The organism is Afipia sp. GAS231, assembly GCF_900103365.1.
Classification (GTDB): Bacteria; Pseudomonadota; Alphaproteobacteria; order Rhizobiales; family Xanthobacteraceae; genus Bradyrhizobium.
Window position 1 is genome coordinate 2,380,950 of the sequence record NZ_LT629703.1, and the last position, 26,724, is coordinate 2,407,673.

26 protein-coding genes are annotated in these 26,724 nt (G+C 63.5%); 15 read left to right on the plus strand and 11 right to left on the minus strand.

The window, feature by feature from the left end; all coding sequences use genetic code 11:
* Positions 1–141: 141 nt before the first annotated feature.
* The 4 genes from BLS26_RS11285 to BLS26_RS11300 all read left to right on the plus strand — a co-directional run bounded on the left by BLS26_RS11285 (position 142) and on the right by BLS26_RS11300 (position 3,039).
* Entirely contained in the window at positions 142–666 is a 525-nt protein-coding gene (locus BLS26_RS11285) for a MarR family winged helix-turn-helix transcriptional regulator (RefSeq protein WP_157676411.1), read from the plus strand.
* 29 nt (positions 667–695) lie between these two features.
* The gene (locus tag BLS26_RS11290) at positions 696–1,901 is read left to right on the plus strand and encodes a 3-hydroxybenzoate 6-monooxygenase (RefSeq protein ID WP_092511057.1); all 1,206 of its coding nucleotides are present in this window, start codon (positions 696–698) and stop codon (positions 1,899–1,901) included.
* A 529-nt stretch (positions 1,902–2,430) separates the two neighbouring features.
* Positions 2,431–2,802, plus strand: a complete 372-nt coding sequence (locus BLS26_RS11295) for a DUF4118 domain-containing protein (RefSeq protein ID WP_092511059.1) — start codon at positions 2,431–2,433, stop codon at positions 2,800–2,802.
* A 6-nt stretch (positions 2,803–2,808) separates the two neighbouring features.
* Positions 2,809–3,039, plus strand: coding sequence for a hypothetical protein (locus BLS26_RS11300; protein WP_092511061.1), 231 nt, complete (start codon positions 2,809–2,811; stop codon positions 3,037–3,039).
* A gap of 103 nt (positions 3,040–3,142) precedes the next feature.
* On the opposite strand, the gene BLS26_RS11305 is transcribed toward BLS26_RS11300, so the two are convergent.
* The 4 genes from BLS26_RS11305 to BLS26_RS11320 form a co-directional block, all read right to left on the minus strand.
* Positions 3,143–3,325 carry a hypothetical protein gene (locus tag BLS26_RS11305; protein ID WP_092511063.1) on the minus strand — a complete coding sequence of 61 codons (183 nt, stop codon included), beginning with the start codon at positions 3,323–3,325 and terminating at the stop codon, positions 3,143–3,145.
* A gap of 234 nt (positions 3,326–3,559) precedes the next feature.
* Positions 3,560–4,387: a S9 family peptidase gene (locus tag BLS26_RS11310; RefSeq protein ID WP_157676412.1), complete on the minus strand. Its 828-nt coding sequence runs from the start codon at positions 4,385–4,387 to the stop codon at positions 3,560–3,562.
* 488 nt (positions 4,388–4,875) lie between these two features.
* Positions 4,876–5,409, minus strand: coding sequence for a hypothetical protein (locus BLS26_RS11315; protein ID WP_092511065.1), 534 nt, complete (start codon positions 5,407–5,409; stop codon positions 4,876–4,878).
* Positions 5,410–5,428: 19 nt separating this feature from the next.
* Complete coding sequence (locus BLS26_RS11320; RefSeq protein WP_092511067.1) at positions 5,429–6,976, minus strand: acetolactate synthase large subunit; 1,548 nt, start codon at positions 6,974–6,976, stop codon at positions 5,429–5,431.
* 269 nt (positions 6,977–7,245) lie between these two features.
* On the opposite strand from BLS26_RS11320, the gene BLS26_RS11325 reads away from it, so the two are divergent.
* From BLS26_RS11325 to BLS26_RS11335, 3 genes are all read left to right on the plus strand, one after another.
* Complete coding sequence (locus tag BLS26_RS11325) at positions 7,246–7,824, plus strand: L,D-transpeptidase (protein WP_092517935.1); 579 nt, start codon at positions 7,246–7,248, stop codon at positions 7,822–7,824.
* A 108-nt stretch (positions 7,825–7,932) separates the two neighbouring features.
* On the plus strand, positions 7,933–8,745 hold the full coding sequence (locus BLS26_RS11330; protein ID WP_092511069.1) for a DUF2927 domain-containing protein: 813 nt from the start codon (positions 7,933–7,935) through the stop codon (positions 8,743–8,745).
* Between the two features lie 118 nt (positions 8,746–8,863).
* Positions 8,864–9,871 (plus strand): LysR family transcriptional regulator, encoded by a 1,008-nt coding sequence (locus BLS26_RS11335; RefSeq protein WP_092511071.1) that lies wholly within the window; start codon positions 8,864–8,866, stop codon positions 9,869–9,871.
* Positions 9,872–10,016: 145 nt separating this feature from the next.
* Here the strand turns inward: BLS26_RS11335 and BLS26_RS11340 are convergent, their stop codons facing one another.
* Complete coding sequence (locus tag BLS26_RS11340) at positions 10,017–11,189, minus strand: isovaleryl-CoA dehydrogenase (RefSeq protein WP_074818926.1); 1,173 nt, start codon at positions 11,187–11,189, stop codon at positions 10,017–10,019.
* 289 nt (positions 11,190–11,478) lie between these two features.
* On the opposite strand from BLS26_RS11340, the gene BLS26_RS11345 reads away from it, so the two are divergent.
* Together BLS26_RS11345 and BLS26_RS11350 are read left to right on the plus strand one after the other, a co-directional pair.
* Entirely contained in the window at positions 11,479–12,750 is a 1,272-nt protein-coding gene (locus tag BLS26_RS11345; RefSeq protein ID WP_092511073.1) for a cytochrome P450, read from the plus strand.
* A gap of 26 nt (positions 12,751–12,776) precedes the next feature.
* A complete protein-coding gene (locus tag BLS26_RS11350) occupies positions 12,777–14,051 on the plus strand; it encodes a cytochrome P450 (RefSeq protein ID WP_172804583.1) in 1,275 nt (424 codons plus the stop codon).
* 215 nt (positions 14,052–14,266) lie between these two features.
* Here BLS26_RS11350 and BLS26_RS11355 read toward each other — a convergent pair whose 3' ends face one another.
* The 3 genes from BLS26_RS11355 to BLS26_RS11365 all read right to left on the minus strand — a co-directional run bounded on the left by BLS26_RS11355 (position 14,267) and on the right by BLS26_RS11365 (position 16,454).
* Positions 14,267–14,803: a TetR family transcriptional regulator gene (locus BLS26_RS11355; RefSeq protein WP_157676413.1), complete on the minus strand. Its 537-nt coding sequence runs from the start codon at positions 14,801–14,803 to the stop codon at positions 14,267–14,269.
* Between the two features lie 83 nt (positions 14,804–14,886).
* The gene (locus tag BLS26_RS11360) at positions 14,887–15,342 is read right to left on the minus strand and encodes a cupin domain-containing protein (protein ID WP_092511079.1); all 456 of its coding nucleotides are present in this window, start codon (positions 15,340–15,342) and stop codon (positions 14,887–14,889) included.
* 188 nt (positions 15,343–15,530) lie between these two features.
* Positions 15,531–16,454 carry a LysR substrate-binding domain-containing protein gene (locus BLS26_RS11365; RefSeq protein ID WP_092511081.1) on the minus strand — a complete coding sequence of 308 codons (924 nt, stop codon included), beginning with the start codon at positions 16,452–16,454 and terminating at the stop codon, positions 15,531–15,533.
* Positions 16,455–16,579: 125 nt separating this feature from the next.
* Here BLS26_RS11365 and BLS26_RS11370 point away from each other — a divergent pair, with 125 nt between their 5' ends.
* The 4 genes from BLS26_RS11370 to mdlC all read left to right on the plus strand — a co-directional run bounded on the left by BLS26_RS11370 (position 16,580) and on the right by mdlC (position 21,487).
* Entirely contained in the window at positions 16,580–17,746 is a 1,167-nt protein-coding gene (locus tag BLS26_RS11370) for an acyl-CoA dehydrogenase family protein (protein WP_092511083.1), read from the plus strand.
* 9 nt (positions 17,747–17,755) lie between these two features.
* On the plus strand, positions 17,756–18,886 hold the full coding sequence (locus BLS26_RS11375; RefSeq protein ID WP_092511085.1) for a CaiB/BaiF CoA-transferase family protein: 1,131 nt from the start codon (positions 17,756–17,758) through the stop codon (positions 18,884–18,886).
* Positions 18,883–19,743 carry a MaoC family dehydratase N-terminal domain-containing protein gene (locus tag BLS26_RS11380; RefSeq protein ID WP_092511087.1) on the plus strand — a complete coding sequence of 287 codons (861 nt, stop codon included), beginning with the start codon at positions 18,883–18,885 and terminating at the stop codon, positions 19,741–19,743. Before BLS26_RS11375 ends, BLS26_RS11380 begins: the two co-directional genes overlap by 4 nt.
* A 115-nt stretch (positions 19,744–19,858) precedes the next feature.
* Positions 19,859–21,487, plus strand: coding sequence for a benzoylformate decarboxylase (gene mdlC, locus BLS26_RS11385; protein ID WP_092517937.1), 1,629 nt, complete (start codon positions 19,859–19,861; stop codon positions 21,485–21,487).
* A gap of 129 nt (positions 21,488–21,616) precedes the next feature.
* On the opposite strand, the gene BLS26_RS11390 is transcribed toward mdlC, so the two are convergent.
* Together BLS26_RS11390 and BLS26_RS11395 are read right to left on the minus strand one after the other, a co-directional pair.
* A complete protein-coding gene (locus tag BLS26_RS11390) occupies positions 21,617–22,411 on the minus strand; it encodes an SDR family oxidoreductase (protein WP_092511089.1) in 795 nt (264 codons plus the stop codon).
* A gap of 83 nt (positions 22,412–22,494) precedes the next feature.
* Positions 22,495–23,190 carry a hemolysin III family protein gene (locus tag BLS26_RS11395; protein ID WP_092511091.1) on the minus strand — a complete coding sequence of 232 codons (696 nt, stop codon included), beginning with the start codon at positions 23,188–23,190 and terminating at the stop codon, positions 22,495–22,497.
* A 226-nt stretch (positions 23,191–23,416) separates the two neighbouring features.
* Here BLS26_RS11395 and BLS26_RS11400 point away from each other — a divergent pair, with 226 nt between their 5' ends.
* Positions 23,417–24,880, plus strand: coding sequence for a YcjX family protein (locus BLS26_RS11400; protein WP_092511093.1), 1,464 nt, complete (start codon positions 23,417–23,419; stop codon positions 24,878–24,880).
* Complete coding sequence (locus BLS26_RS11405) at positions 24,877–25,914, plus strand: YcjF family protein (RefSeq protein WP_092511095.1); 1,038 nt, start codon at positions 24,877–24,879, stop codon at positions 25,912–25,914. The genes BLS26_RS11400 and BLS26_RS11405 overlap by 4 nt, the downstream gene beginning before the upstream one ends.
* Before the next feature lie 6 nt (positions 25,915–25,920).
* On the opposite strand, the gene BLS26_RS35670 is transcribed toward BLS26_RS11405, so the two are convergent.
* Entirely contained in the window at positions 25,921–26,529 is a 609-nt protein-coding gene (locus tag BLS26_RS35670; protein ID WP_157676415.1) for a hypothetical protein, read from the minus strand.
* Positions 26,530–26,724 lie beyond the last annotated feature (195 nt).

A 26,724-nucleotide genomic window follows, 5' to 3' on the forward strand; every position in this document is an offset into this window, starting at 1 on the left:
CCTGCTTGACAAGCACAACACTCCGTTTCAAAACACTTGTCAATGAGATTATATCATTTACAACTAAATCAGATGCAACTATTGCCTGCGCAGAGAACCATGGATAAGCCCTCAGCACGCCGAGGCTGCGAGGTTAAATCCATGTATCGACTGTCGAATTCCCTGCCCTATCTGCTCGCCCGGGTGGGCATCAGGATGGGTGATCTTTTTGTGCGCGTGGTCAAAAAGGAGGGACTGACGCTCCCGATGTACCGCGTGCTGGCGGCACTGGCCGAGCAGGAGCAGCCGCTGCGGCTGGTCGAGTTGAGCGCATTGACGTCGGCGGACCTGTCGACGCTGTCGCGCCTGGTGGCCGATATGCACAAGGCCGGCTTCGTCTCGCGCGAGCGGCCTGCCAACGACCAGCGCAGCCTGCAGGTGGAGCTGACGCCCGCCGGCCGGGAGCTGTACGACCGGTTCATGCCGGTTGCGGCCTATTACGAAGAGGTTGCGACCGGCGACCTGTCGCGCAAGGACGCGGCGGCACTGAAGGCGACGCTCGCCTCGCTCTACGACAATCTCGACCGGCTCGAGGCCGAGGTCGAAAGCGGCGACGTCGCACAGCTCATCAAGCCGGAACGGCCGACCAGGGAACGGGCCCCGGGAAAAGGCCGTCCCCCAAAATGATGCGGGGGAGACCCGGCAAAGGAGGAGACATGTCAGACCAGCGAATTCTCATTGCCGGCGGCGGCATCGGCGGTCTGGCCGCGGCACTCGCGCTCGCGCAACATGGATTTCAGGTCACCGTTCTTGAACGGGCCTCCCACTATCAGGAAATCGGCGCCGGCATTCAGCTCGGTCCGAACGCGTTCCACGCCTTCGATCGCCTGAAGCTCGGCGATGCCGTCCGCTCCATCGCGGTCTTCATCGATCAATTGCGGCTGATGGACGCGGTCACCGCGGAAGAGATCACGCACATCGATCTGACCACGTATTTCCGGACCCGCTTCGGGAATCCCTACGCCGTCGTTCACCGCGGCGAGTTGCACAGAATCCTCGTTAGCGCCTGTCAGGACCATGAGGCGATCACGCTGCGCGCCGACTGCGACGTGACCGGCTACGATCAGTCCGGCGGCTCGGTCATGGCCCTCCTGAAAAACGGAGAGCGCGTCACGGGCTCTTGCCTGATCGGTGCCGATGGCTTGCGCTCAAAAATCCGGCAGCAGATGGTCGGCGACGGCGAGCCGCGCGTGGCCGGCCACACCACCTATCGCTCGGTGATTCCGACCGAGCAGATGCCGGAAGATTTGCGCTGGAACGCCGCAACCTTGTGGGCGGGCGCGAAGTGCCACCTGGTGCATTATCCGCTCTCGGGATGGAAAGTGTTCAACCTCGCCATCACCTGCCACAACAATCCGTCCGAAGCGTTCGCGGCGAAGTCCGTCACACACGACGAGGTCCTGGAAGGCTTTCGCGATGTTCATCCGCGCGCTCAGGCCATTATTCATCACGGCAAGGACTGGAAGGCCTGGGTGACCTGCGATCGGGACCCGATCGAACGCTGGGTGGACGGCCGGGTCTGCCTGCTGGGCGATGCCGCGCATCCGACGTTGCAGTATTTTGCGCAAGGCGCCTGCATGGCGCTCGAGGACGCGGTCTGTCTCGCCGAGGCGCTTGCTCCAACGCGCGGCGATCTCGAAGGCGGACTGGAACTCTATCGAGCGACGCGCCTGTTGCGAACCGCACGGGTCCAACTCGGCTCACGCCTGCTCGGCGATCACGTTTATCATGCCGATGGTCCCCATGCCATGCTGCGAAACCATCTGATGCGGCAGCTGAACGTCGAAAGCTTTTGCGAGAAATTGTCCTGGCTCTACGAGGCACCCTTTCCTCAGCAGATGCCAAGACCGCACGCCGCGTAGCCTCAACAGGCTTCGTCTCGCTCAGTCCGCCGAGATGGACCGCCGCCCGTGACCGCCACGCCAGCTCGCAGGTGCGAACGGCAGCGCCAGGTCTGGGGAAGAGAGCTTCGCCTCCGGGGTATCGTCCGGAGCAAGGCCGGGTGATGTAGCGATCGATGCCGTCACGGCCGGCGTGGCGCAGGACAGCCCTATCGATCCTGAGCGTTCGGCTACCGGTGTTGCCTTCAAACCGAAGTGCCTGGGCATCCATTCCTCCCCGTGATCAAGGTCGATTCGCGTTGCAGGTTGAGCCAAGCACGAATCTCCGCTCCAATCATTGAAGCTTCGTTGATTTACCCACGAAGATGAATCCCAATTCGACCTCCCCCGTAGTCATCCGGTATTTCACGTCGTTGACCGCACTGCAGCACGGACGACGGCGCCCGGTGGCTGCGCCAAAAACCCCGGAAACCCGGCCCGCGCGGGGCTTTATTTGTTCCCCAGCTTCGCTAGCCTGCCGCCTTTCAGCATCCGATTTTGGGGGAATTTGATGCGCCACCGGACCGGTTACCTGCCGAGACTCCAGCCATGGTCACCCGCCTCATTCGCGGCCGCGATCGCCGCGGTGGTGTTTGCGGCGACGCTGCAGGAGATCGCGGAGTCGTTCGGCATCACACCGTACTTCGCGGGGTTCATTCCGGCGATCCTGATCGTGAGCCTGCTCGGCGGCGCGCCGGCCGGCGTCTTCGCGGCGCTGCTCACCATTCCCGTGGTGTGGTGGGCGTTCATGCCGCCGCACTTCGAGTTCAATCCGCTGACGTCAGCCGATTACGACAGCTTCGCCACCTTCGCGCTGGTCGCTTCGCTGGTGATCTGCTTTTCCCATCTTTATCGGGAAGCGCGCGTGCTGATGCGCAAATAGCGCCCGATGACTTTTCAGAAATTCGTCGTGACCGTCACCAGCCTCATCGGCGGCGCGGCTGGGCTGTTGGCGCCGATCGGCGTCGTCAAATGGCTGCTGCAGACCGAGCCGGAAGACGCCGGCATCCTGACGCTGTTCTTCCTGCCGGTCTGGTGCCTGATCGTGGTCGCGGGCCTCTTGATCGGCCGCCGGCTCGGGCTGTCGATGTCCGACGGCAAGCGCGCGCTGCAGCGATAGTCGCTTCCTGCGCTTCCAGGTACCCCTTCCGGGCAACGCAAAGGCCGCCTTTCGGCGGCCTTTCCGTTCGTTCGCACGATCGCGAAAAACGACGTCGCTCAGATCACGATGCGAGCGCCATGCGGTCGGAGTCCGCGTATTCGAGTTGTTCCTGATCCCTCACGATGATGGTGACGTGCCAGCCTTCGCTGGCCCACACCCTGGCTTTGGCCACTGCCAGCAGCGAACTCGCCCGCTCCATCCTCACGGTCTCATTGCCGCGTTCAGCGACGATCCTGTAGGTCATGATTTCCCCTTACGCACCCAACTACGCTTTGGGGATGTTTGAATCCGGCTTTGTCCGCAATTTGCCGACAATTTGTCCAATCCGCGGCAAGACTCGGCGGACTGAGGCAGCGTTTTCAAGCGAAGCATGCCCCCGGACTTGATCCGGGGGTGGGTACCGGTTCGCGTAGCAATCAAGTTTACGCAGATTGCGTGGACTTATCTGCGTAGAAAACGCGTCAAATACAGAGTCTTCCTATTTCGCGACTGCCGCCGGCGGCATGCTGGCCGCGGCCGACGCGAGCGGACCGGGGCCCTCCTCCGCGTCGAGAAACTCGTTGATCCTGGCCTGGATCGTAGACTTGACGTGGTCGGGGCCGCGGTCGCTGAGATCGTTGTGCTGAAACTCGGTCTTGACCACGGTGATGCCGGCCTTGGCGCAGATCTCGTCGTCGGGAATGACGCTGGGATCGGCCTTGAACACCGGATCCTTGGAGCGGAACGACAGGATCTTGAACTTGCCGTCGGTGGCGAATGGCACCCGCAAATTATCCAGCGTCACCACTTTCTTGACGATCTCGGGATGGCGCTTGGCGAGATACATCGAGATATCGCCGCCGTTGGAATGTCCGACCAGCGTCAGACGGCCGTAATCCGCGTTCGGATAAACCTTCTTCAACTGCTCGATCGCGAACATGATGTTGAAGACGCCGCGGTTGTATTGCAGGCGGCGGCCGACATATTCCTCACCGACCTTGGTCACCATCGGATCGTCGCTTTCGAGGTCGTGCTGGATGCTGACCACCAGATAGCCGCGCGCGGCAAAGACGTTGGCAAGAAACGAATACTCGGTGAACTTGACGGTGTTGCCGTGGTTGAGGATCACCACCGGCAGTTCGATCATCTCGGCCATCGCCTCGACCTCGCGGTCGCGGCGAACCGCAATGTTGACCGAGACCTCGCGATCGTCACGCAGGATGTCGTGGAAGGTCAGGGTCTGGTGGCGGATCGCCCACTTGCTGGCGCCGAAATAGGCCACCACCGCGACGGCGCAAATCGCGAGCACAATCATTCCACGTTTCATGGTCAATTCCGCCGGTTGAAACGCTCTGCTTTGCCTAGATTTGTCACAGCGGCATGACAGGTTTTTGACATCGGCCGGCGCCGCGCATCGCGCAGGCGGGCTTCGCCGCTTCGCGCGTCAACGATGTCATGAATTTTCATTTGGATTCAACGGCCGCCGGATCTGCCGAACCCGCCGCAACGGCCAGCGGCGGCGGCCATCATCATTCCGTGATATCAGCACACTCTGTCATCGCCGGCTTGACCGGGCGATCCAGCAGGCTCCGGCTTATCGATTCCATCATTGGCGTCTCTGGAATACTGGATCACCCGCCTTCGCGGGTGACGACGACTGCGAAGGATGTTCGGCTTCTCCACGTCATTGCGAGCGAAGCGAAGCAATCCATGCTTCCCTTGCGTGGCGAGATGGATTGCTTCGTCGCTTCGCTCCTCGCAATGACGGGGAGAGATTTCGGTTTCAAATCCAGAAATTTCTGTGATGTAGATAGGTCAGGGACGAACGGCGGCGCGGCTTTCAGCCAGTCCCGCTTCCTTCAGCCGCCCGGCGAACCAGTTCGACAAGGCTTCGTCCCTCACCCCGCTGGTATAGATCTCCGCCGTCGCGACCTGCTTCTTGCCGAGCGTCACAAACACGCCGATCCAGTAGGCAAACCACAGATGCGGGTCGGTCAGCGCGCGAAGTTTTTGCTGGTCGTGCTCGAGCGGCTGATGATTGCCAAATTTACGGACCTCGAGCGCGAGAAGATTGTTGGGGATCGCGCGCTGGTGCACGACGATATCGGGGTAAACCGATTTTCCGAGGTGATCGTCGGTCGAGATGATGGTGCCGTGCGGCAGCCGCAGCGTGCGGTCGCCGAGCCGGTCGTAATCGCAGTCGACCTCCCAGCCCGAAAACTCTTTTTCGAGATGAACGGCAAGCCGGTGCGTCAGCGTGCGCTCGCCGAGATCCTTTTCGAGCAGAAAGGTCTCGCGCGCGTAGAATTCCTGGAGTGCCGTGACGACCTTGTTCAGCTCGGTCTGCATGACGCCTCCACGGCCGCTGTTACATCTGCACTTCGATCAGCCGCGGACCCGGCTCAGCGATGGCTTCCGCCAGCGCCTTGTTGAGATCGTCGACATTGGCGACCGAGCGGCCCGGCACGCCCATACCCTTGGCGAGCGCGACGAAGTCGAGGTCGGGACGGTTGATCTTGAGCATGTCGAGCGCGCGCTGGCCGGGCTCGCCGGCGCCGACGCCGTCGAACTCGCCGCGCAGGATCTGGTAGATCTTATTGGCGAACACGATCGTGACGACGTTGAGGCCTTCGCGGGCCTGGGTCCACAAAGATTGCAGCGTGTACATCGCGCTGCCGTCGCCGACCATGCAGATCACCTTGCGGTCCGGGCACGCCACCGCGGCGCCGGTCGCGACCGGAGTCGAGAAGCCGATCGAGCCGCCCATGTTCTGCAGCCAGTCGTGCGGGGCGGCCGCCGCCGTCGGCGGGAAGAAGCCGCGGCCGGTGGTGATGGATTCGTCGACCACGATGGCGTTTTCCGGGATCGCCATCGCAATCGCCTGCGCGATCGAGGCATGCGTCAGCGCGCCGGTCGGCGTGGCTATCTCGACCAGCTTTTGCGGCTGGCGGTCGGCCGGCTTGGCGCCGAGCGCGGAGGCCAGCGCTTCCAGTGCGGCGACGGAATTCTCGGCGCCCGAGGTCATGCGGTGCACCTCGCAGCCCTCGGGCTTGAGCATGCTCGGCTTGTTCGGATAGGCAAAGAACGCGACGGGGTCGTTGGCCTCGACCAATACGATGTTCTTGAAATCCTTCAGGATCGGCAGCGCCTGCTCGATCACATAGGGAATGCGGTCGATGGCAAACCGACCCTTGCCGCGCGCCATGCGCGGATTGTAGGTCTGACCCATCACCTTGCAGCCGGTCTTGCCGGCGATCTGTCCTGCCAGCGCCAACCCCTGCTCGGTCAGCGCGCTGCCGGTCATCAGCAGCAGCGTCGAGGCGCCGCCGCTGCGCAGCACCTTGGCGGCGTTGTCGATGGCGGTGGAGGAATAGTTCGCGCGCTGGCTTTCGGCCGGGACCTGGGCGATGCCGTCGGCCTCGTTCCAGGCGGTGTCGGCGGGCAGGATCAGCGTGGCAATCTGCGCCGGCGCGCTCTTGGCCGCGGCGATCGCAGCCGCACCATCGGTCGCCACAGATTTGGCGTCCGGCGAGGTCCGCACCCAGGCCGACATCGGCCGCGCCAGGCCTTCGATATCCGAGGTCAGGGGCGCGTTGTAGGCGATATGGTAGACTGCGTGCTGGCCGACGATGTTGACGATGCCGGAATTGGCCTTCTTGGCGTTGTGCAGGTTGGCAAGGCCGTTGGCGAGGCCGGGCCCGAGATGCAGCAGCGTCGAAGCCGGCGAGCCCTTCATGCGGTAATAACCGTCGGCGGCGCCGGTCACGACGCCCTCGAACAGGCCGAGCACGCAGCGCATGCCCTCGACCCGGTCCAGCGCGGCGACGAAGTGCATCTCCGAGGTGCCGGGGTTGGCGAAGCAGACGTCGACGCCCCCTGCGACCAGTGTCCGCACCAGACTTTCCGCACCGTTCATGGTCTCGCTCCCATCCGCGTTGTTCTGCAAGGCTTAGTTATGTGAGGCTTAGTTATGTGAGGCTTGGTGATATTAGGCTTGCGAAGATCAATCATTGTTCGCGCGTTTCGTCAAAGGTTTAGGGCACAATGCAGCCATCACCTGCGGCGTGTTGCCTTTTTTAACCGAGGCTGCCGAAAATGCCGCATTCACAGGCTGTTTGCTTGCGAAATCGCAGCAATTATGGCCTGTCTTACGCTGCCGATTTTGATGTTTTCGCGAGGACAAAAATGACCCGGGTTCTGGCTTTGCTGTTTGCGGCGGTGATGGTGCTGGCTGCGGCCGGCCAGGCGCAAGCCCAGGCTGACATGCGCGACATCATGGGCGGGGGTCCCAATTTCTTCAACGGCGGCGGTGGCGGAGCGAGCCCGATCCCGCGCACCACCGTGAATTTTTCCGGCCAATATGCGCCCGGCACCATTTTGATCAGCACCTCGGAACGCCGGCTCTACCTCGTGCTCGGCAACGGCCAGGCGCTGCGTTACGGCATCGGCGTCGGCCGCGACGGTTTTCGCTGGAGCGGCACCCACCGTATCACCGCGAAGAAGGAATGGCCGAGTTGGACCCCGCCGTCGCAGATGCTGGCGCGACGGCCCGACCTGCCGCGGCATATGGCCGGCGGCATCGACAATCCGCTCGGCGCGCGCGCGATGTATCTGGGATCGACGCTGTACCGCATCCACGGCTCCAACGAGCCCGAGACGATCGGCCAGGCGGTGTCATCCGGCTGCTTCCGCATGACCAATGACGACGTCACCGACCTCTATGGCCGCGTGGGCATCGGTACCACCGTCATCGTCAAGAACTGAGCCCGCTGAGGCGCGGGAACCCGGCGCAGCCATGCGCGCAAGGATCTGACCAAACAAGTGTCTGATCAAACCTTGCACGCACCCTCCGATTGCTGCAGCGTCGCCGTCATGCGCACGCCCTGCCGATCCCGCTTTCCAGCAACCCTTGCGGCCGCTCTGTCCGTCGTCACGCTCGGTGCGGTGGCGACGCCGGCTGCGCCTGCCGCTGAAATTCCCGCCATCGCCCAGCGTCAGCGCACCGAGAAGAAGATCTTCACCGACAGCGAGATCGTCGAAGGCTTCTTCAAGACCGCGTTCGGCGCCGAATATCATCTCGCCGGCCGCGTCGACCGCATCCGCAAATACGACATGCCGGTGCGGGTGTTCGCCGACGGCAACCGTCCCGACCGCAAGGCCCAGCTCGCAAAAATCGTCGCCGATATCGGCGCCAAGGTTCAGCACCTCGACATCGCCATGGCCGCCAGCAACGACGCCGCCAACGTGCTGGTCAAGCTGGTGCGCGACCGCGACCTCAATCGCACCATCGCGACCTTCTACGGCAGCGAGCGCGCGAAAGAGATCCGCTCGTCGCTCGATCCGCAATGCCTGTCGGGTTTTCGCAAGAACGAGAAATTCGAGATCGAGCATTCCGACGTGATCCTCACCGTCGACAATGGCGACTTCGTTTTCTTCGATTGCGGCTATGAGGAGTTGCTGCAATCGCTGGGACCGATCAACGATACCTCGACGGTGCCCTGGACCATGTTCAACGACAATGTGTCGATGGGTTATTTCGACGTCTACGACCAGTACATCCTGAACCTGCTCTACGATCCCAGGGTCAAGGCCGGCATGACCGTGCAGGACGTCAAGGAAGTACTGCCCGACGTGCTGACCGACGTGCGCGTCTGGGTGCGCAAGGTCAACAACCTGCCGGAGTGACATCCCGCTCGGGTGAACCCGGCCCTCGGCCAAGGCCATACCTGCCCCGACAACAACGCAGGGTTTCATTCGTAAATATTGTTACTTTCAAGAGTGCTATCATATATAAGCATTTCCAATGAACGAGCTGCCGCGAACCCAAGCCCTGCGCTGTTTCATCACGATCGCCCGTGAAGGTTCGGTTTCACGCGCCGCCACGCTGCTCAGCCTGACCCAGCCGGCCGTCAGCCTGCAGCTCAAGGGCCTGGAAGAAAGCATCGGCCTTCAGCTCTTCAACCGGACGTCCGGCGGCTTTACCCTGACCGAAGCCGGCGCCGCGTTGCTTCCGCTGGCGCACAAGGCGGTATCGGCGTCATCGGACTTCAAGACGATGGCGGCCTCGCTCCGGGAGCAGCTACGGGGAACCTTGCGCGTCGGCACTATTCTGGAGCCCGAGTTCATCCGGCTTGGACCGTTCGTGCGCAGCCTCGCCACCTCGCTGCAGAAGACCGAAGTCTTCCTGCGCTACGGCATGAGCGACGATGTGCTGACGCAGATCGGCAAAACCGAGCTCGATGTCGGATATTATATCGACGCCGCGCCCCAGGAATCCCATGCGTCGCAGGCTTTATCCGAGCGCACCATCGGCGACGGCAAATTCCAGCTCGCGCCGCTGATGCGTTACGACTACCGCGTGATCGCCCCGCTGGCATGGCGCGACAAGGTTTTGGGCAAGGGCTGGGCCGACCTTGCCGATCTGCCGTGGCTCGCAACGCCGCTCCATTCGGCGCACCGGCGGCTCACCGACGATATCTTCCGCACCCTTGGCGCGCTGCCGAAGCGCGTGGCCTTCACCGACCAGGAAGAGGCCGTGATCGACTTCGTCGAGTCCGGCGTCTGTCTCGGCCTCGCCCGCGACGGCATTCTCGATCGCATCACCCGCACGCGGGATTTCGTAGTTGCCGACAGGGTGACGCTGACCTGCCACCTCTCCTTTGCCTGCCTGGCGGCGCGTCGCCATGAAGACATGATCGCGCACGCCTTTTCGGCAATGCAGGCGGTGTGGAATTTGACGCCGTCCGGCACGCCGTCGGTGCCGATCGAAACGGCGAAATCACGCAAGGGCGCGGCGCGGTCACGAACATGACGGTAGTTCTACGATCTTGGCGGCGGCGGCCGAATCACGGAGATTCCCTTGGCGCTCCTTTGACAGGGCGCTTCCTCCCGAAACTTCGCCCGCCCGGTTGGCGGGCATCCTTTTCCCAACGCGGCCGGGAGGCTCGGGCGATGCCTTACGCCGACTTGTCGAACAGCTCGCGGCCGATCAGCATGCGCCGGATTTCGCTGGTGCCGGCGCCGATTTCATAGAGCTTGGCGTCGCGCAACAGGCGCCCGGTCGGATAGTCGTTGATGTAGCCGTTGCCGCCGAGCAACTGGATGGCGTCGAGCGCGCATTGCGTCGCCTTTTCGGCGGCGTAGAGGATCGCGCCGGCAGCGTCCTCGCGCGTGGTCTCGCCGCGATCGCAGGCCTTTGCCACCGCATACACATAGGCGCGCGAGGCGTTCATGGTGGTGTACATGTCGGCGAGCTTGCCCTGCACCAGCTGGAAGGTGCCGATCGGCTGGCCGAACTGCTTGCGCTCGTGGACATAGGGCAGCACGACATCCATGCAGGCCTGCATGATGCCGATCGGCCCCGCCGCCAGCACCGCGCGCTCGTAGTCGAGACCGGACATCAGCACGTTGACGCCGCGGCCGACTTCACTGAGCACGTTGTCTTCCGGCACCTCGCAATCCTCGAACACCAGTTCGCAGGTGTCGGAGCCGCGCATGCCGAGCTTGTCGAGCTTCTGCGCGGTGGAAAATCCCTTCATGCCCTTTTCGATGATGAAGGCGGTCATGCCGCGCGGGCCGGCTTCCGGATCGGTCTTGGCATAGACCACCAGCGTGTCGGCCTCCGGTCCGTTGGTGATCCACATCTTGCTGCCGTTGAGGACGTAACGGTCGCCCTTCTTGTCGGCGCGGGTCTTCATCGACACCACGTCGGAGCCGGCGCCGGGTTCCGACATCGCCAATGATCCGACATGCTCGCCCGAAATCAGCTTTGGCAAATATTTGCGCTTCTGCGCCTCGTTGCCGTTGCGGCGGATCTGGTTGACGCAGAGGTTGGAATGGGCGCCGTAGGACAGCCCGACCGCGGCAGACGCCCGCGACATTTCTTCCACCGCGATGCAATGTTCGAGATAGCCCAAACCGCTCCCGCCATACTCCTCTTCCACGGTGATGCCGTGCAGGCCGAGCGCGCCGATCTTGGGCCAGAGATCGCGCGGAAACTGGTTGCTCTTGTCGATTTCGGCGGCGCGCGGCGCGATCTCGTTGCTCGAGAAGGCATGGACGGTCTCGCGAATCGCATCCGCGGTCTCGCCGAGATCGAAATTGAACATCCGGTACGCGTTGGGAATCATGGTGGGGCGGCCTCCGGTGGCTTTTTGTAGCGTTTTCGAGCGAAGTGGACACCGGTTCGCGTGAAGAAAACGCGTCAGAACGAAATGGGCTTGTTGCCCACAGGCTTATTACCCCCGCATGCGCTTGTCACGGGCTCAAAACGGACCAAAAACGGCCCGGCCGGGACGTCTCTGGTATACCGCGGATGCGGCAAACTCTCGCTTGCTCTGGCCCCCGCGATGGAATGTAATTGGGTAAAACATTGCCCTCCTGGACTAACCAGGGCGGGACGCCATCAGGAGACGCCGCATGCACGGAACGATCGAACTATCCGGGGATTCGCACCTGCGAGCCGCGCGCGACAAGGCCAATTCGCTGCCGCTCGCCGAGTTCGACGTCAGCCATCCCGAACTCTACCGCACCGACTCGTTCTGGCCGTATTTCGACCGGCTGCGCCGCGAAGACCCGGTGCATTACTGCAAGGACAGCATGTTCGGGCCGTATTGGTCGGTGACCAAGTACAACGACATCATGGACATCGAGACCAACCATGCGGTGTTCTCCTCGGCGGCCTCGCTCGGCGGCATCACCGTCCGCGACGTCGATCCCGACCTGCGCCGGGAAAGCTTCATCGCCATGGACCAGCCGCGCCACTCGGCGCAGCGCAAGACCGTGGCGCCGATGTTCACGCCGACCCATCTGGATCAGCTCGCGATCAATATCCGCAAGCGCTCGGCCGAATGCCTCGACAACCTGCCGAAGAACGAAGTGTTCGACTGGGTCGACAAGGTCTCGATCGAACTGACCACGCAGATGCTGGCCGTGCTGTTCGACTTCCCCTGGGAAGACCGCCGCAAGCTGACGCGCTGGTCCGACGTCGCCACCACTTTGCCCGGCCCGGACGGTGTCGTCGCCACCGAGGACGAGCGCCAGGCCGAACTGATGGAATGCGCGCAGTATTTTGGCCGGCTCTGGAAGGAGCGGATCAACCAGCCGCCGAAGAGCGACCTGCTGTCGATGATGGCGCACAGCGACGCCACCCGCGACATGGACCCGAAGAATTTCCTGGGCAATCTGATCCTGTTGATCGTCGGCGGCAACGACACCACCCGCAACACGCTGTCGGGCAGCATCTACGCGCTAGCCAAGAATCCGGATCAGTACAAGAAGCTGCGCGAAAACCACGCGCTGATCGACAGCTTCGTTCCGGAAGTGATCCGCTGGCAGACGCCGCTCGCCCATATGCGCCGTACCGCGTTGTCCGATTTCGAGTTCCGCGGCCGCCAGATCAAGAAGGGCGACAAGGTGGTGATGTGGTACGTCTCGGGCAACCGCGACGAGGACGTGATCGACCGCCCCTACGACTTCATCATCGACCGCGCCCGGCCCCGCACCCATATCTCGTTCGGCTTCGGCATCCACCGTTGCGTCGGGATCCGGCTGGCGGAGCTGCAATTGAAGATTATCTGGGAAGAGATCCTCAAGCGGTTCGACAATATTGAGGTGGTGGGCGAGCCGAAGCGGGTATATTCCAGCTTCGTCAAGGGCTACGAGACCCTGCCGGTTCGGATTGCCGGCTGACCTTATTCACTGCGGGAACATCGACGATGAACGTCCAGACAACCATCAGAGCCGACAGGACTGAGCTTCTGCGCGCCGCGCGCGAAGAGGCCTATTCGACGCCCCTGAAGGACTTTCATCCCGGCGCGCCAAAACTGTTCCAGAACGACACGCTGTGGCCGTGGTTCGAGCGGCTGCGCAAGGAAGAGCCGGTGCATTACTGCACCAATGCACCGATCGAGCCCTACTGGTCGGTGACCAAGTACAACGACATCATGCATGTCGACACCAACCACGGCATCTTCTCGTCGGACTCCACGCTCGGCGGCATCTCGATCCGCGACGTTCCGCCCGGCTACGACTATCCAAGCTTCATCGCGATGGACCAGCCAAAACACTCGTCGCAGCGCAAGACGGTGTCGCCGATGTTCACGCCGACGCATCTGGACGAGTTGGCAAAACTGATCCGCGAACGCGCGATTAAAGTTCTCGACAACCTGCCGCGCAACGAGACCTTCAATTTCGTCGAGCGGGTGTCGATCGAACTGACCACCCAGATGCTGGCGACCTTGTTCGACTTCCCGTTCGAGGAGCGCCGCAAGCTGACGCGCTGGTCTGATGTCTCGACCGCGCTGCCCAAAAGCGGCGTCGTCGAATCCGCCGAGCAGCGCCGCCAGGAAATGGACGAATGCGCCGCCTATTTCACCAGGCTGTGGAACGAGCGCGTCAATGCGCCGCCGCGCAACGATCTGATCTCGATGATGGCGCACAGCGACGCGACGCGGCACATGGACCCTGACAATTTGATGGGCAACATCATCCTCTTGATCGTCGGCGGCAACGATACCACCCGCAACACCATGAGCGGTTCGGTGCTGGCGCTGAACGAGCATCCCGACCAGTACCAGAAGCTGCGTGACAACCCTGATCTGATCGACACCATGGTGCCGGAAGTGATCCGCTGGCAGACGCCGCTGGCGCATATGCGCCGCACCGCGCTGGTCGATACCGAGCTTCATGGCAAGAAGATCAAAAAGGGCGACCGGGTCGTGATGTGGTACGTCTCCGGCAACCGCGACGAGGAAGGCATCGACAGGCCGGAAGAATTCATCATCGACCGTCCCCGGCCCCGCACCCACCTGTCGTTCGGCTTCGGCATCCACCGCTGCGTCGGCATGCGGCTCGCCGAGCTGCAGCTCAAGATCGTGTGGCAGGAAATGCTGAAGCGTTTCGACCGCATCGAGGTGGTCGGCGAGCCGAAGCGGGTCTATTCCAGCTTCGTCCGCGGCATCGAACAGTTGCCGGTCCGCATTCCGGCCTAGATCTTACGCCAAGCCTGTCGCGCAGCCTCGGCAGCAGCGACAAACTCCTCGAAAGCCTGATCAGGCGCCTAATGAGCGGCCTTCGTCCGCTGCTGCGCAGGTTTACGTTTGTAGGCCCTGCGAAGTTCACTGCAGCCGGCCTCGCCCTGCCTCGCTTTCCAGCTCACGCCTTAATCAGGCAACCCGGGCCGCAACCATATCTTATGCTCCATAAGTCAGGAGTGGATGTTCTCCGCAGGCGCCGGCAGATCGCCCCGCTTGATCGCCTCGACCAGTGTCCTGATGATCCATGTGTGGGTGCCGATCAGGTCGTCACCCTCGATGCCGAAACGATCGATCATTCCCAACGAAATCTCGGCGCTTGTTAATACGTTGATCGCGGCCGAGGCCAGCCGGGCGGCCTTGGGATCGTCGCACCCCGCGCCCACTGCCAATGCCACCGCGCGGTCGCGTGACCGCCGTCGCCGCGCCCTTACCTCGCTCGCGAGCCCCCCGGCAATCTGGGCCCGCATCTCTCGGACATGCGACGCGCCGAGCCGGATCAGCTGCTCGGCAAATGGCGAAATTTCGTCAAGGCTGCGCGGGCCGGCCACTTCATGCGCCAGACGCTCGTCAAGCGCAGCGATCACGGCGTTGATCTGCGCCTCCCGGTCCGGAAAATACTGGTAGACCGTGCGCTGCGATACCCCCGCGGCGGCAGCGACATCGGCGGCCGAAAAGTCCTGCCTGCCCTGACCAAGCTGGTCGATCATGGCTTCCAGAATCTGCTCGCGCGTGCGCTCGGCCTGTTCGCGCCGAAACGCGTTGTCATAACTGCGTGTTGAACCGGTGCGTCTCAAGCTGACGGTCCGACGACTTCGACGCCATGATCGCGGGCGACCGCGGTCATCTTCGCAAAATCGGGAGGCTCGCTCTTGTTGAGATCCATGGCCGCAAAGAATTTGGTCGCGCCGGAAGGGGACGAGATCCCAAGGGCCGTGGCCCCCTTGCTGACATGGCGGAAGGCATGCGGGGTGCCGGCCGGAAAGTGAATGAAGCCGCCCGAGCCCAACGTCACGGCTTTGCCCTGATAGCTGAATTCGATTTCGCCGTTGATCACATAGAAATCTTCATCCCAGGCATGAAAATGCGGCGGCGGTCCCGCGCCCTCGACCCCGACATGCAGCACCACCTCATGGCCGCCGGTGTGCTTCCGGTCCACCAGCACGGAGATGCGCTCTCCCAGCACGTCGAACACCTCCGTCGCCTCGCCCTTGGGGACGACGATTACCTCTTGCACCCCTTGCGTCATTGCATCCTCCGTCCGGCCTGATCAGAATATTAGATGCGAACATTCTGCATCGGATACAATTTTCTTGCAACTAAATAAATCGAGTTTGGCCGTAGCGCCGCCCTATCGAATTGCGGCATGGCAGCTTGAACCAGATGATAAGGCCGCGCCCGGCCTATTTGTTCTACTAGATCCCCGCCGGACCGGGCTCAGGCCAGCGTGATTTCCCAGAGCCCTTCGGCACAGCAAGCGCGGATTTCGTCGCGGAGAAGCGTGGTGATGAGCGTGATCGCTTTCGAGCCCGGATGGTCGAGCGGCGAGGCAAGGGTCAATTCGCGGCTTGGCGCCGGCCTGGAAATCCTGGCCGTTTCCAGCCGGCCGTCGGCGACCTCCAGGCGTACCGACGACGGCGGCAGCAGCGTGTATCCCAGCCCTTCTTCGACCAGGCTGGTGAGGACCCGGAAGGAATCGGCTTCCACTTGCACGTCGAGCTTCAATTTCTTCTTCGCCGCTGCGTGCTCGATCAGCGCCCGGAGCCCGTGCGAATGACTTGGCAGCACCAGCCGCTGCCGAAGCAGCCAGGCGATATCGATCTGCTTCTTCTGCGCCAATCCGCTGCCGCGCGGCCCCACCGCCACGATGTCGTCGCGGCCGAGGCTCTGCACCGTCAAATGCAGATCGCTCGACGGCCCATAGATGACCGCCAGATCCATCTCGCCGCGGTGCAGCCATTCCATCAGGTGTCCGCTGTAGCTCTCCACGATGCACAGGGAAATGCCGGGGAAGCTTTCGACGGTGCGCCGGGCAAGCCGCGCCGAAAGCACGCAGCTTACGGTCGGAACCAGCCCCAGCACCACGCGCCCGGACGGCGGTCCTCCCGAGGACTGGATATCGTCGCGGATCTGGTCGATCTGCCGGACGATGCCCGCCGTTCTCCCCAGCAGAAGGCGGCCGGCTTCGGTCAGCACCATGCCCCTGCCGTTCCGGGTAAAGAGTTCGGCCCGCAATTCATGCTCGAGCAGCTTGATCTGACGGCTGAGTGCGGGCTGCGCCACCCGCAACGTATCGGACGCCTTGCTGAGGCTGCCGAGTTCAGCCACGCAACTGAACGTTCTGAGCTGACGCAGATCCATACTTGCCAGCCTTCGAATGCAGGTTCATACGCTATAACAAAACAGCATAGGGAGTTTGCGGTGGCCTCACAACTGCCCGCCGATCGGCAATTGACATCAACCCGTAGTCATCGCCAGTAAATCCAATGACCGCACACGAACAACAAGACGAATTCCACGACATCCGCGACGCCGTTGCCAAGCTTTGCGCCCAATTCCCGGGCGAATACTGGCGCAAGCTCGACCGCCAGATGGCCTACCCGAAGGAGTTCGTGAACGCGCTGACGGAAGCCGGTTACCTCTCGGTGCTGATCCCCGAGGAATATGGCGGCGCCGGGCTGAAACTCTCGGCCGCGGCCGCGATCCTCGAAGAGATCCAGCGCGCCGGCTGCAACGGCGGCGGCTGCCACGCCCAGATGTACACCATGGGCACGCTGCTGCGGCACGGCAACGACGCCCAGAAGGCGAAGTGGCTGCCAAAGATTGCCAGCGGCGAATTGCGGCTGCAGGCGTTCGGCGTCACCGAGCCGACCAGCGGCACCGACACCTCCTCGCTGAAAACCGTCGCGCGGCGCGACGGCGACCACTACGTCGTCAACGGCCAGAAGATCTGGACCAGCCGCGCCGAACATTCCGACCTGATGATCCTGCTGGCGCGCACCACGCCGAAGGAAGACGCCAAGAAGCGCACCGACGGCCTGTCGGTGTTCATCGTCGACATGCGCGAGGCCAAGGGCAACGGTCTGGAAATCCGCCCGATCCGCACCATGATGAACCACGCCACCACCGAAGTGTTCTTCACCGACATGAAGGTGCCGGCCGAAAACCTGATCGGCGACGAGGGCAAGGGGTTTCGCTACATCCTGTCCGGCATGAACGCCGAGCGCATTCTGATTGCATCGGAATGTATCGGCGACGCCAAGTGGTTCACGGCGAAGTCCACCGCCTACGCCAGGGAGCGCGTGGTGTTCGGCCGCCCGATCGGCCAGAACCAGGGCGTCCAGTTCCCGATCGCCAAGGCCTACGCGCAGATGCGCGCCGCCGAATTGATGGTGAAGGAAGCCACCCGCAAATACGAGGCCGGGCTCGATTGCGGCGCCGAGGCCAACATGTCGAAGATGCTGGCGGCGGACGCGGCCTGGGACGCGGCCAATGCCTGCGTGCAAACCCATGGCGGCTTCGGCTTCGCGGAAGAATACGACGTCGAGCGCAAGTTCCGCGAAACCCGGCTCTACCAGGTGGCGCCGATCTCGACCAACCTGATCCTGTCCTATGTCGCCGAGCATGTGCTCGGCATGCCCCGCTCCTACTGAGAAACGCCCATGCTGCCGCTTGAGGGATTGATCGTCGTCGCCGTCGAACAGGCTGTCGCAGCACCATTCTGCAGTTCGCGGCTGGCGGATGCCGGGGCCCACGTCATCAAGGTCGAACGGCCCGAGGGCGATTTCGCCCGCGGCTACGACGCCGCCGCCAAGGGCCAGAGCAGCTATTTCGTCTGGCTCAACCGCGGCAAGAACTCCGTGGTGATCGACCTCGCCACCAAGGAAGGTCGCGCCGCGCTGGAAGAGTTGATCGCCGGCGCCGACGTGCTGCTGCAGAACCTCAAGCCCGGCTCGATGGACAAGCTCGGCTTCTCGCTGGAGCGGCTGCGCAAGGATTATCCGGCACTGATCTGCTGCACCATCTCCGGCTATGGCGACTCTGGCCCCTATGCCGACCGTAAGGCCTATGACCTGCTGATCCAGGCCGAAAGCGGCCTCGCCTCGATCACCGGCGGCCCGGAAGGCCCGTCGCGGGTCGGCATCTCCGTCGTCGATATCTCGACCGGCGCCACCGCGCATGCGGCGATCCTCGAGGCGCTGATCGGGCGCGGCCGCACCGGCAAGGGCGCCGATATCCGGATATCGATGTTCGACGTGATGGCCGACTGGATGGCGGTGCCGCTGATCAATTCGGAGGCCGGCAATCCGCCGAAGCGGATGGCGCTGGCGCATCCCTCGATCGCCCCCTACGGCGTGTTCAACTCGAAGGACGGCAAGGGCATTTTGATTTCGATCCAGAGCGAGCGCGAATGGAAAAAATTGTGTTCGGACGTGCTGGGCCAGCCCGAGCTGCCTGATGATCCGCGCTTTGCCAACATGGTCGAACGCGTGCGCAACCGCGCCCTCACCGACAAGACGGTGGCCGACAGTTTTGCCACCATGAACCGCGTCGATCTGTTGAAGCGGCTTGATGATGCCGACATCGCGTTTGCCGAGGTCAACACCATGGCCGACCTCGCCGTGCATCCGCACCTGCGCCGCATCGAGGTCGATACGCCGAATGGCAAGATCAACTATGCCGCGCCGGCCGCGATCTTCGTCGGCGAGGAACGGCACTACGGCGCCGTGCCCGCGATCGGCGAACACGTTGAACTTCCCAAGTCCGCTCGCGCTGGGAGTACCAAGTCATGACCGAAGCTGTCGCAGAAAAACTCGACCTGGATCACTTGCGCCAATGGATCGGCAAGACCACGGAAGCTTCCGACATCGTCACCGCGCACCTTGTGAAAGGTTTGCGCGCGACGCTGTTTCAGGACATCGGCGAGCCCAAGACGGGTGACGCCGCGCCCTGGACCACGCATTGGTGCATGGCGCAGCCGGTGTTTCCGATGTCGATGCTCGGCCCGGACGGCCACCCGACCCGCGGCGGCTTCCTGCCGCCGGTACCGCTGCCGCGCCGGATGTGGGCCGGCGGCGAACTGGAATTCTTCGAGCCGCTGCGCGTCGGCGACGATAGCAAGCGCACCTCGCGTATCACCGATGTGACCATCAAAACCGGTTCGACCGGCACCTTGTGCTTCGTCTCGGTCGAACACATCGTCACGACGCCGCGCGGCATGGCGCTCCGCGAGCGCCAGGACATCGTCTACCGCGATATGGGTGGCGCGGCGCCAGCCACTAAGCCGCCGCCGCCGGCACCCGTGGCAAAGCATCGCGAAGTCCGCGTCAGCGATCCCGTGCTGCTGTTCCGCTATTCGGCGCTGACCTTCAACGGCCACCGCATCCATTACGATCGCGACTACGTCACCAAGGTCGAGGGCTATCCCGGCTTGATCTTCCACGGCCCGTTGCAAGCGGCCTTGATCGTCGAGTTCGCCGCCAAACTTCAGGGCGGCAAGCCGCCGAAGAAGTTCAGCTATCGCGGCCTGCAGCCTTTGTTCGAAGGCAGCGAATTCTCGGTCAATGCCAACGACATTCCCACCGGCATGGAACTGTGGATCGCGAACGCGGACGGCCAGCCGACCATGAAGGGCACGGCGACGTGGTAAAGCCGTCATTCCGGGATGGTCCGAAGGACCAGACCCGGAATCTCGAGATTCCGGGTCTGGTGCTAGCGCACCATCCCGGAATGACGGAGTATGCAGTTAGCTCTGGGAGCACATGATGTCGTCCCGCAAACCGGTCAAGACCACAACAACCTCCACCACCGTCAAGGACGCGACCTTCAGCCTGCTGCGCGCGTTCGGCGTCAAAAAGGTGTTCGGCAATCCCGGCTCGACCGAGCTGCCGTTCCTGAGCGACTGGCCTGACGACATCGACTATGTGCTCGGTTTGCAGGAAGCCTCCGTGATCGGTATGGCCGACGGCTATGCGCAGGCGACCCGCAATGCCGGCTTCGTCAACCTGCATTCGGCCGCCGGCGTCGGCAATGCGCTCGGCAACATCTACACCGCGCATCGCAACCAGGCGCCGCTGGTCATCACCGCGGGCCAGCAGGCGCGCTCGATCCTGCCGCTGAATGCATTTCTGCAGGCCGAGCGCGCCTCGGAATTTCCGCGGCCTTACGTCAAATACAGCGTCGAGCCGGCGCGTGCCGAAGACGTACCATCAGCGATCGCGCGCGCTTATTACGTGGCGATGCAGCCACCGTGCGGCCCCACCTTCGTCTCGGTGCCGATCGACGACTGGACCCGGCCGGCGCAGCCGATCGAAGCGCGCCAGGTCAGCCGCGAACTCGGCCCCGATCCGGCCGCGATGAAATCGCTGGTCACGGCGCTCGCTGACAGCAAGCACCCGGCGCTGGTGATCGGCCCCGGCGTCGATCGTGCCGCGGCCGTCGATCTGATGGTGAAGGTTGCCGAGAAGACCAAAGCTGCCGTATGGGTCAGTCCGTTCTCGGCGCGCTGTTCGTTCCCGGAACGGCATCGGCAATTCGCGGGCTTCCTGCATGCTTCGCCGGGACAATTGTCCGAGGCATTGCGCGCGCATGACCTCGTCGTCGTGATCGGCGCGCCGGTGTTCACGTTCCACGTCGAGGGCCACGCCGCGATATTCGACGGCGACACTACGATCTTCCAGATCACCGACGATCCGACCGCCGCGGCCGTGACGCCCTCGGGCACCAGCATCGTCGCCACCATGAAGCCGGCGCTGTCGATGCTGCTCGACCTGTTGCCGGAGACAAAACGCGCCGCGCCGGCCGGCCGCGTGCTGTCGCCGAAGCCCTCGGCCGCCGATCCGATCCCGGTCGAATACCTGCTCGACGCGCTGCATCACGCCATGCCCGCTGATGCGGTACTGGTCGAGGAAGCACCGTCGCATCGCCCGGCGATGCAAAAGTTCATGCCGATGCGCGGCCAGGACAGTTTCTACACCATGGCGAGCGGCGGCCTCGGCTGGGGCCTGCCGGCCGCGGTCGGCATGGTGCTCGGATGTCCCGGCGTCCGCACCGTCTGCCTGATCGGCGACGGTTCGGCGATGTATTCGATCCAGGCATTGTGGACCGCGGCGCAACGCAAGCTGCCGCTGACGGTCGTCGTTATCAATAATGGCGGCTACGGCGCGATGCGCTCGTTCAGCCAGGTGATGCAGGTGCGCAATGTGCCGGGCCTCGAACTGCCCGGCATCGATTTCGTCAAACTCGCCGAAGGCATGGGCTGCGATGCGGTGCGTGTCGGCAAGGCATCCGAACTAGCGGCTGCGCTGAAGCGCGGGCTTGCGCATGACGGCGTCAGTTTGATCGAGGTGATGGTGGATTCGGCGGTGCCGTTGCTGTACGCGAAGAAGAGTTAGCAGCCACTCCCTCCGCCGTCATTGCGAGCGAAGCGAAGCAATCCAGTCGGCGACAAAACGAGTCTGGATTGCTTCGTCGCTGTCGCTCCTCGCAATGACGGATGAGAGACGCGTCGCGCCCCTCACCCCTCACTTCCCGTACGCTTCCCGCATCTTGGCCTGGATCTTCGCCATGCCGGCAATCCAGCGGTCGTAATTCTCGGTCTTCTTGCGCATGTAGCCCAGCACCTGGGGATGCGGCAGAATGGCAAACGTCTCCTGCTCCAGCCCCACAAGCACGTCCTGCGCCACCTGCTCCGGCGAAAGGTCCCCATCACCGGATTGCGGGCCTTTCGGGATCGAGCGCAGCATGGCGGTATCGACGCCCTGCGGGCACAGGATTGAAACCTTGATGCCGTCGTCCTTGTGCGAAATAGCGAGATTTTCCGCAAAGCCTACCGCGGCATGTTTGGTGGTCGAATAGGCCGGGCTTCCGACCTGCGACAGCAGTCCCGCCGCGGAAATCGTGTTGAGGAAATAGCCGCCGCCGCGCGCCTTCATGCGCGGGATCAGGTGGCGGGCGGCATAGACATGCGCCATCACGTGAACGGCCCAGCTCCGCGACCAGGGTTCGTCGGAGGTTCCGCCGGCGTTGCTCGATAGCGGATCGAAGCCGCCGCCGATGCCGGCATTGGAGCAGAACAACGCGATCGGACCGAATTGATTTTCGGTCTCCTCGATGACGTGAAGGATGTCCTTCTCCTTTCCGACGTCGCATTTGAAGGCTGCGCCACCGATCGGGGTGGCGACGGCGCGCGAGCCTGCCGGATCGATATCGGCGACGACGACCTTGGCGGCGCCGGCGCGATGGAATGCCTCGCACATCGCCTTGCCGATGCCGTTGGCGCCACCCGTGACAACCACGACTTTGCCCGTCACCTGCATGGCCGTTCTCCCTTATATTTTTTACAGCATGATCCGGAAAAAGTGGGAACCGGTTTTCCGAAAAGATCATGCTCAAATAAAATCTACGTCAGCACCACGTCGAGGATAGCCGTATAGTGGCACGCCGCACCAAGCAAGACGAAGCCGTGCCAGATCGCGTTCTGAAATCGCAGCCGCTGCCAGGCGTGGAAGACCACGCCGAAACTATACAGCACGCCGCCGGCGACGACGAAGCCCAGCGCCAGACCCGGCAGCGCCTTCACCACCGGATCGTACAGCATCACGCCGCTCCAGCCGAGGGCGAGATAGAGGCCGACGGCAACGCGGTCGTATCGGCCCGGCCGCGTCAGTTTCAGCACGATCCCCAAAATCGCGATGCACCACACCCCGATCAGCAGCGCGATCGCAAAAGTGCTGTCCTTCAATTCCATGATCAGCGGCGTATAGGTCGCGGCGATCAACAGATAGATCGCCGAATGATCGAACCGCCGCAGCACCCATTTGGCCCGCGACACCGGCCACAGATTGTAGGTCGCCGACATCGCCAGCATCGCCAGCAGCCCGGTGGCATAGATCGACACCGCGGCAACGTCGACCGCTCTGGCGTAAACCGCCGCCAGCACGATCAAAGCGGTGGTGGCCACCAGGCCGAAGCAGATGCCGATGATATGCACGACGCCGTCGGCGATCAGCTCGGCGCGGTCGTAATTCCAATGCATGGCGCCGGCCGCTGCGTGGATCGAGGTCGATGCGATTTGCTTCAGTCTGAAGATCGTCATGACGGCCTTCCGAATGGGGGTCTGGGAGCCATAGGACTTAAAGCCATAGGATTTAAAGCCATAAGACTTTAAAGCCATAAGACTTGGGTTCCGCGGGGTCAACGAACGGTTCGAAGGCCGCCTTCGCCCATAAACGCGACCGAATGATGAAGCTTGATTTCGGCCCGCCAATCGCCACTTTTCGGGGGTTCCGCGCCCGCCTCTCACATCGAGCCCTCCCCCCCGTATGGCCCCGAGTTTTTCAGATATCGTCGAGGAAGCGCGCCTGTCGGCGCGGGCGCTGCTGGACTACGGCGAGGGCTTCTTCAATCCGACCGTCAGGCTCGGCGTCACCGGCCTGTCGCGCGCCGGCAAGACCGTGTTCATCACCGCGCTGATCCATGGCCTGACACGTGGGGGCCGGTTTCCGGTGTTCGAGCCCTATGCGTCGGGGCGGATCGCCCGCGCCCGGCTCGAGCCGCAGCCGGACGATGCGGTGCCGCGCTTCGATTACGAGAATCACGTCCGCACCCTGATCGAGGAACGGCGCTGGCCGAGCTCCACCGTCGACATTTCGGAACTGCGGCTGGTGATCGACTACCAGCGGCAAAATGGCGCGGACCGCACGCTGACCATCGACATCGTCGACTATCCCGGTGAATGGCTGCTCGACCTGCCGCTGCTCGCTAAAAGCTACGAGCAATGGTCGGCCGAAAGCCTGGCATTGTCGCGGGAAGGCCCGCGCGCCAAACTCGCCACGCCTTGGCATGAACATCTGGCGACGCTCAGCGCCGAAGGCCGCGAGAACGAACAGGCGGCACTGACGGCCGCAAAGCTGTTCACGGACTATCTGCGCGCCTGCCGCGACGAGCGCTTCGCCATGAGCCTGCTACCGCCCGGGCGTTTCCTGATGCCGGGCAACATGGCGGGCACGCCGGCGCTGACCTTTGCACCGCTCGACGTCGCCGCCGACGGCACCGCGCCCGACGGCTCGCTGTGGGCGATGATGAAGCGGCGTTACGAAGCGTACAAGGACGTCGTGGTGCGGCCGTTCTTTCGCGATCATTTTGCGCGGCTCGATCGCCAGGTCGTGCTGGTCGACGCGCTTGCCGCCTTCAACGCCGGGCCGGAAGCGCTGCACGATCTCGAAGCGGCGCTATCGGGTATTCTCGATTGCTTCCGGATCGGGCGCAGCACGCTGCTGAGCAATCTGTTCCGGCCGCGGATCGACCGCATTTTGTTCGCCGCCACCAAGGCCGATCATCTGCATCACCAGAGCCATGACCGGCTGGAAGCGGTGTTGCGGCGCGCGGTCGCCAAGGCCGCCGGCCGCGCCGAAGTTGCGGGTGCTGCGATCGACGTGGTGGCACTGGCGGCGGTGCGCGCCACCCGCGAGGCCGTCGTCACCCGCGGCCGCGACAAATTACCCTCCATCCTCGGCACCCCCGCGCCGGGCGAGGTCGCCAACGGCGAAACCTTCGACGGCGAGACCGAAGTCGCGACCTTCCCCGGCGACCTGCCCGACAACCCCGAGGAACTGTTCAACGGCGGGTTTCGTGGTCTTTCCAGCACGGCCTCCGACAAGGCCGATTTCCGTTTCCTGCGCTTCCGGCCACCATTGCTCGCCCACGAGGGTGCGGAAGAGCCCTCGCTGCCTCACATCCGCCTTGACCGCGCCCTTCAGTTCCTGATCGGAGACCGATTGCAATGAGCGAGAAAACGCCGCATCGGCGGCCGGCCACGTTCAAGCTCGACGATCCCGGCGTGGTCGTGATGGACCCTGACGATACCGGCCGCCCGGCCCGCGGCACGGTGCGCATCACGCCGGAGAGCGATCCGTCATTGCTGCCGGTGCTTATCGATACACCGCTGGTCCCGGTGCGCCGCGGCTTCCGCTGGGGCACGCTGTTCTTTTCGGCCGTCGGCGGACTGGTGCTGCTCGGCACCGGGCTCGGCATCCTCAACCTGGTCGAGGATCTGTTTGCGCGCAGCGAAAGCCTCGGCTTTCTCGGCCTCGCCTTTGCCGCCGCCGCCACGCTGGCGCTAACAGTCGTGATCGCGCGCGAAGCCTTCGGACTGGCACGGCTGGCCACGATCGAGAAACTGCATCTGCGCGCCGCGGAAGTCCTGCTCAGCGACGACCGCGCCGCGAGCCGGGCTGTCGTCGCCGATCTGGTCAAGCTCGCGCACCAGAACCCGCAACTGGCGCGCGCCCGCGCCGCGTTGCAAAACCACACCGACGACATCATCGACGGCGCCGACATGATCAAGCTGGCCGAGCGCGAACTGATGAGCCCGCTCGATCAGGAAGCGCGCCGGCTGGTCTCGTCAGCGGCACAGCGGGTTTCGGTCGTTACCGCCGTAAGCCCGCGCGCGCTGATCGACGTCGCCTTCGTGTTCGTGGCGTCGTTGCGGATGATCCGGCAACTGGCGCTGCTCTATGGCGGCCGGCCAGGCACGCTCGGCATGATCCGTCTGATGCGCCATGTCATCGGACATCTCGCCATCACCGGCGGCATGGCCGCCAGCGACAGCCTGATCCAGCAGATGCTCGGCCACGGCATCGCGGCCAAACTTTCGCAACGCCTCGGCGAAGGCGTGCTCAACGGCCTGCTGACCGCGCGGCTCGGCCTCGCCGCCATCGATGTCACCCGTCCCTTGCCGTTCACGGCCTTGCCGCGCCCGGCGCTCGCCGATCTCGCCAGGGACTTGTTGAAGAAGCGGGACGACGAGGCGTCGCCCTAAAACGCACTAGCGTCGCGAACTGGCCGCGGCCACCGTCAAGGCGATTGCCGCCGGATCGCAGCAGAGCACGATCAAAAGGATCAGCCATCGAACCGCGGTTTCGGGCGCGGCACCGACCATGACGGCGAGATTCTGGATTGGACCGGCGGACGCTTCGATGCGGGAACGTTCAGCGACAAGCGTCGCGCGCTGTGCCTGCAGTCCAACCAGCGTTGCTGTTGCCGCCTGCCGCTGCGCATCCAACCCATCCCGCGTCGCGCGTTGTTGGGTTGCCAGGTTGATGGACCGGGTTACCCAGCCGCGCCGCGTCGATTCGTCCACCGCCCGATCGATTTGCGCAACGCGATTGCCGAGGTCGGCAACGACAGCCGATTGCGCCGTGACGCGGGCGTCGAGCGCATCAATGCGTTCGGCGACGCTGGAACGCGCCGAGGCCGCCACGCTGACATGCGTCTCGACCAGCTTGCCGAACACACCGGCGGCGTTGATAAGTGCAAGGCCGGTAACGAGTGCGACCATGGCCGAGCGCATTTTCCATCCAACCCGGCGCCAATGCGCGGCCAGCCATCCGGCCATCACGAGCTTGCCGGCCTCCATCGTCGCCGCGAGCATCATGACCGCAACCGGAGCCCCGGGAAATATTTCAGCCATGCCCGTGACCGAAAAGTAGGCGGCAACCGTCGCCAGAGCGACAGCTGCAACGAGGGCAAGAGCGCCGCTGCCGCGTTCGGGCGTGGCGGGAACCGCTTCCACCATGGGAGCCGCGGCGGGAACCGACAGCGGTGGATTCGGTGCCTCTTTCTTGCCATT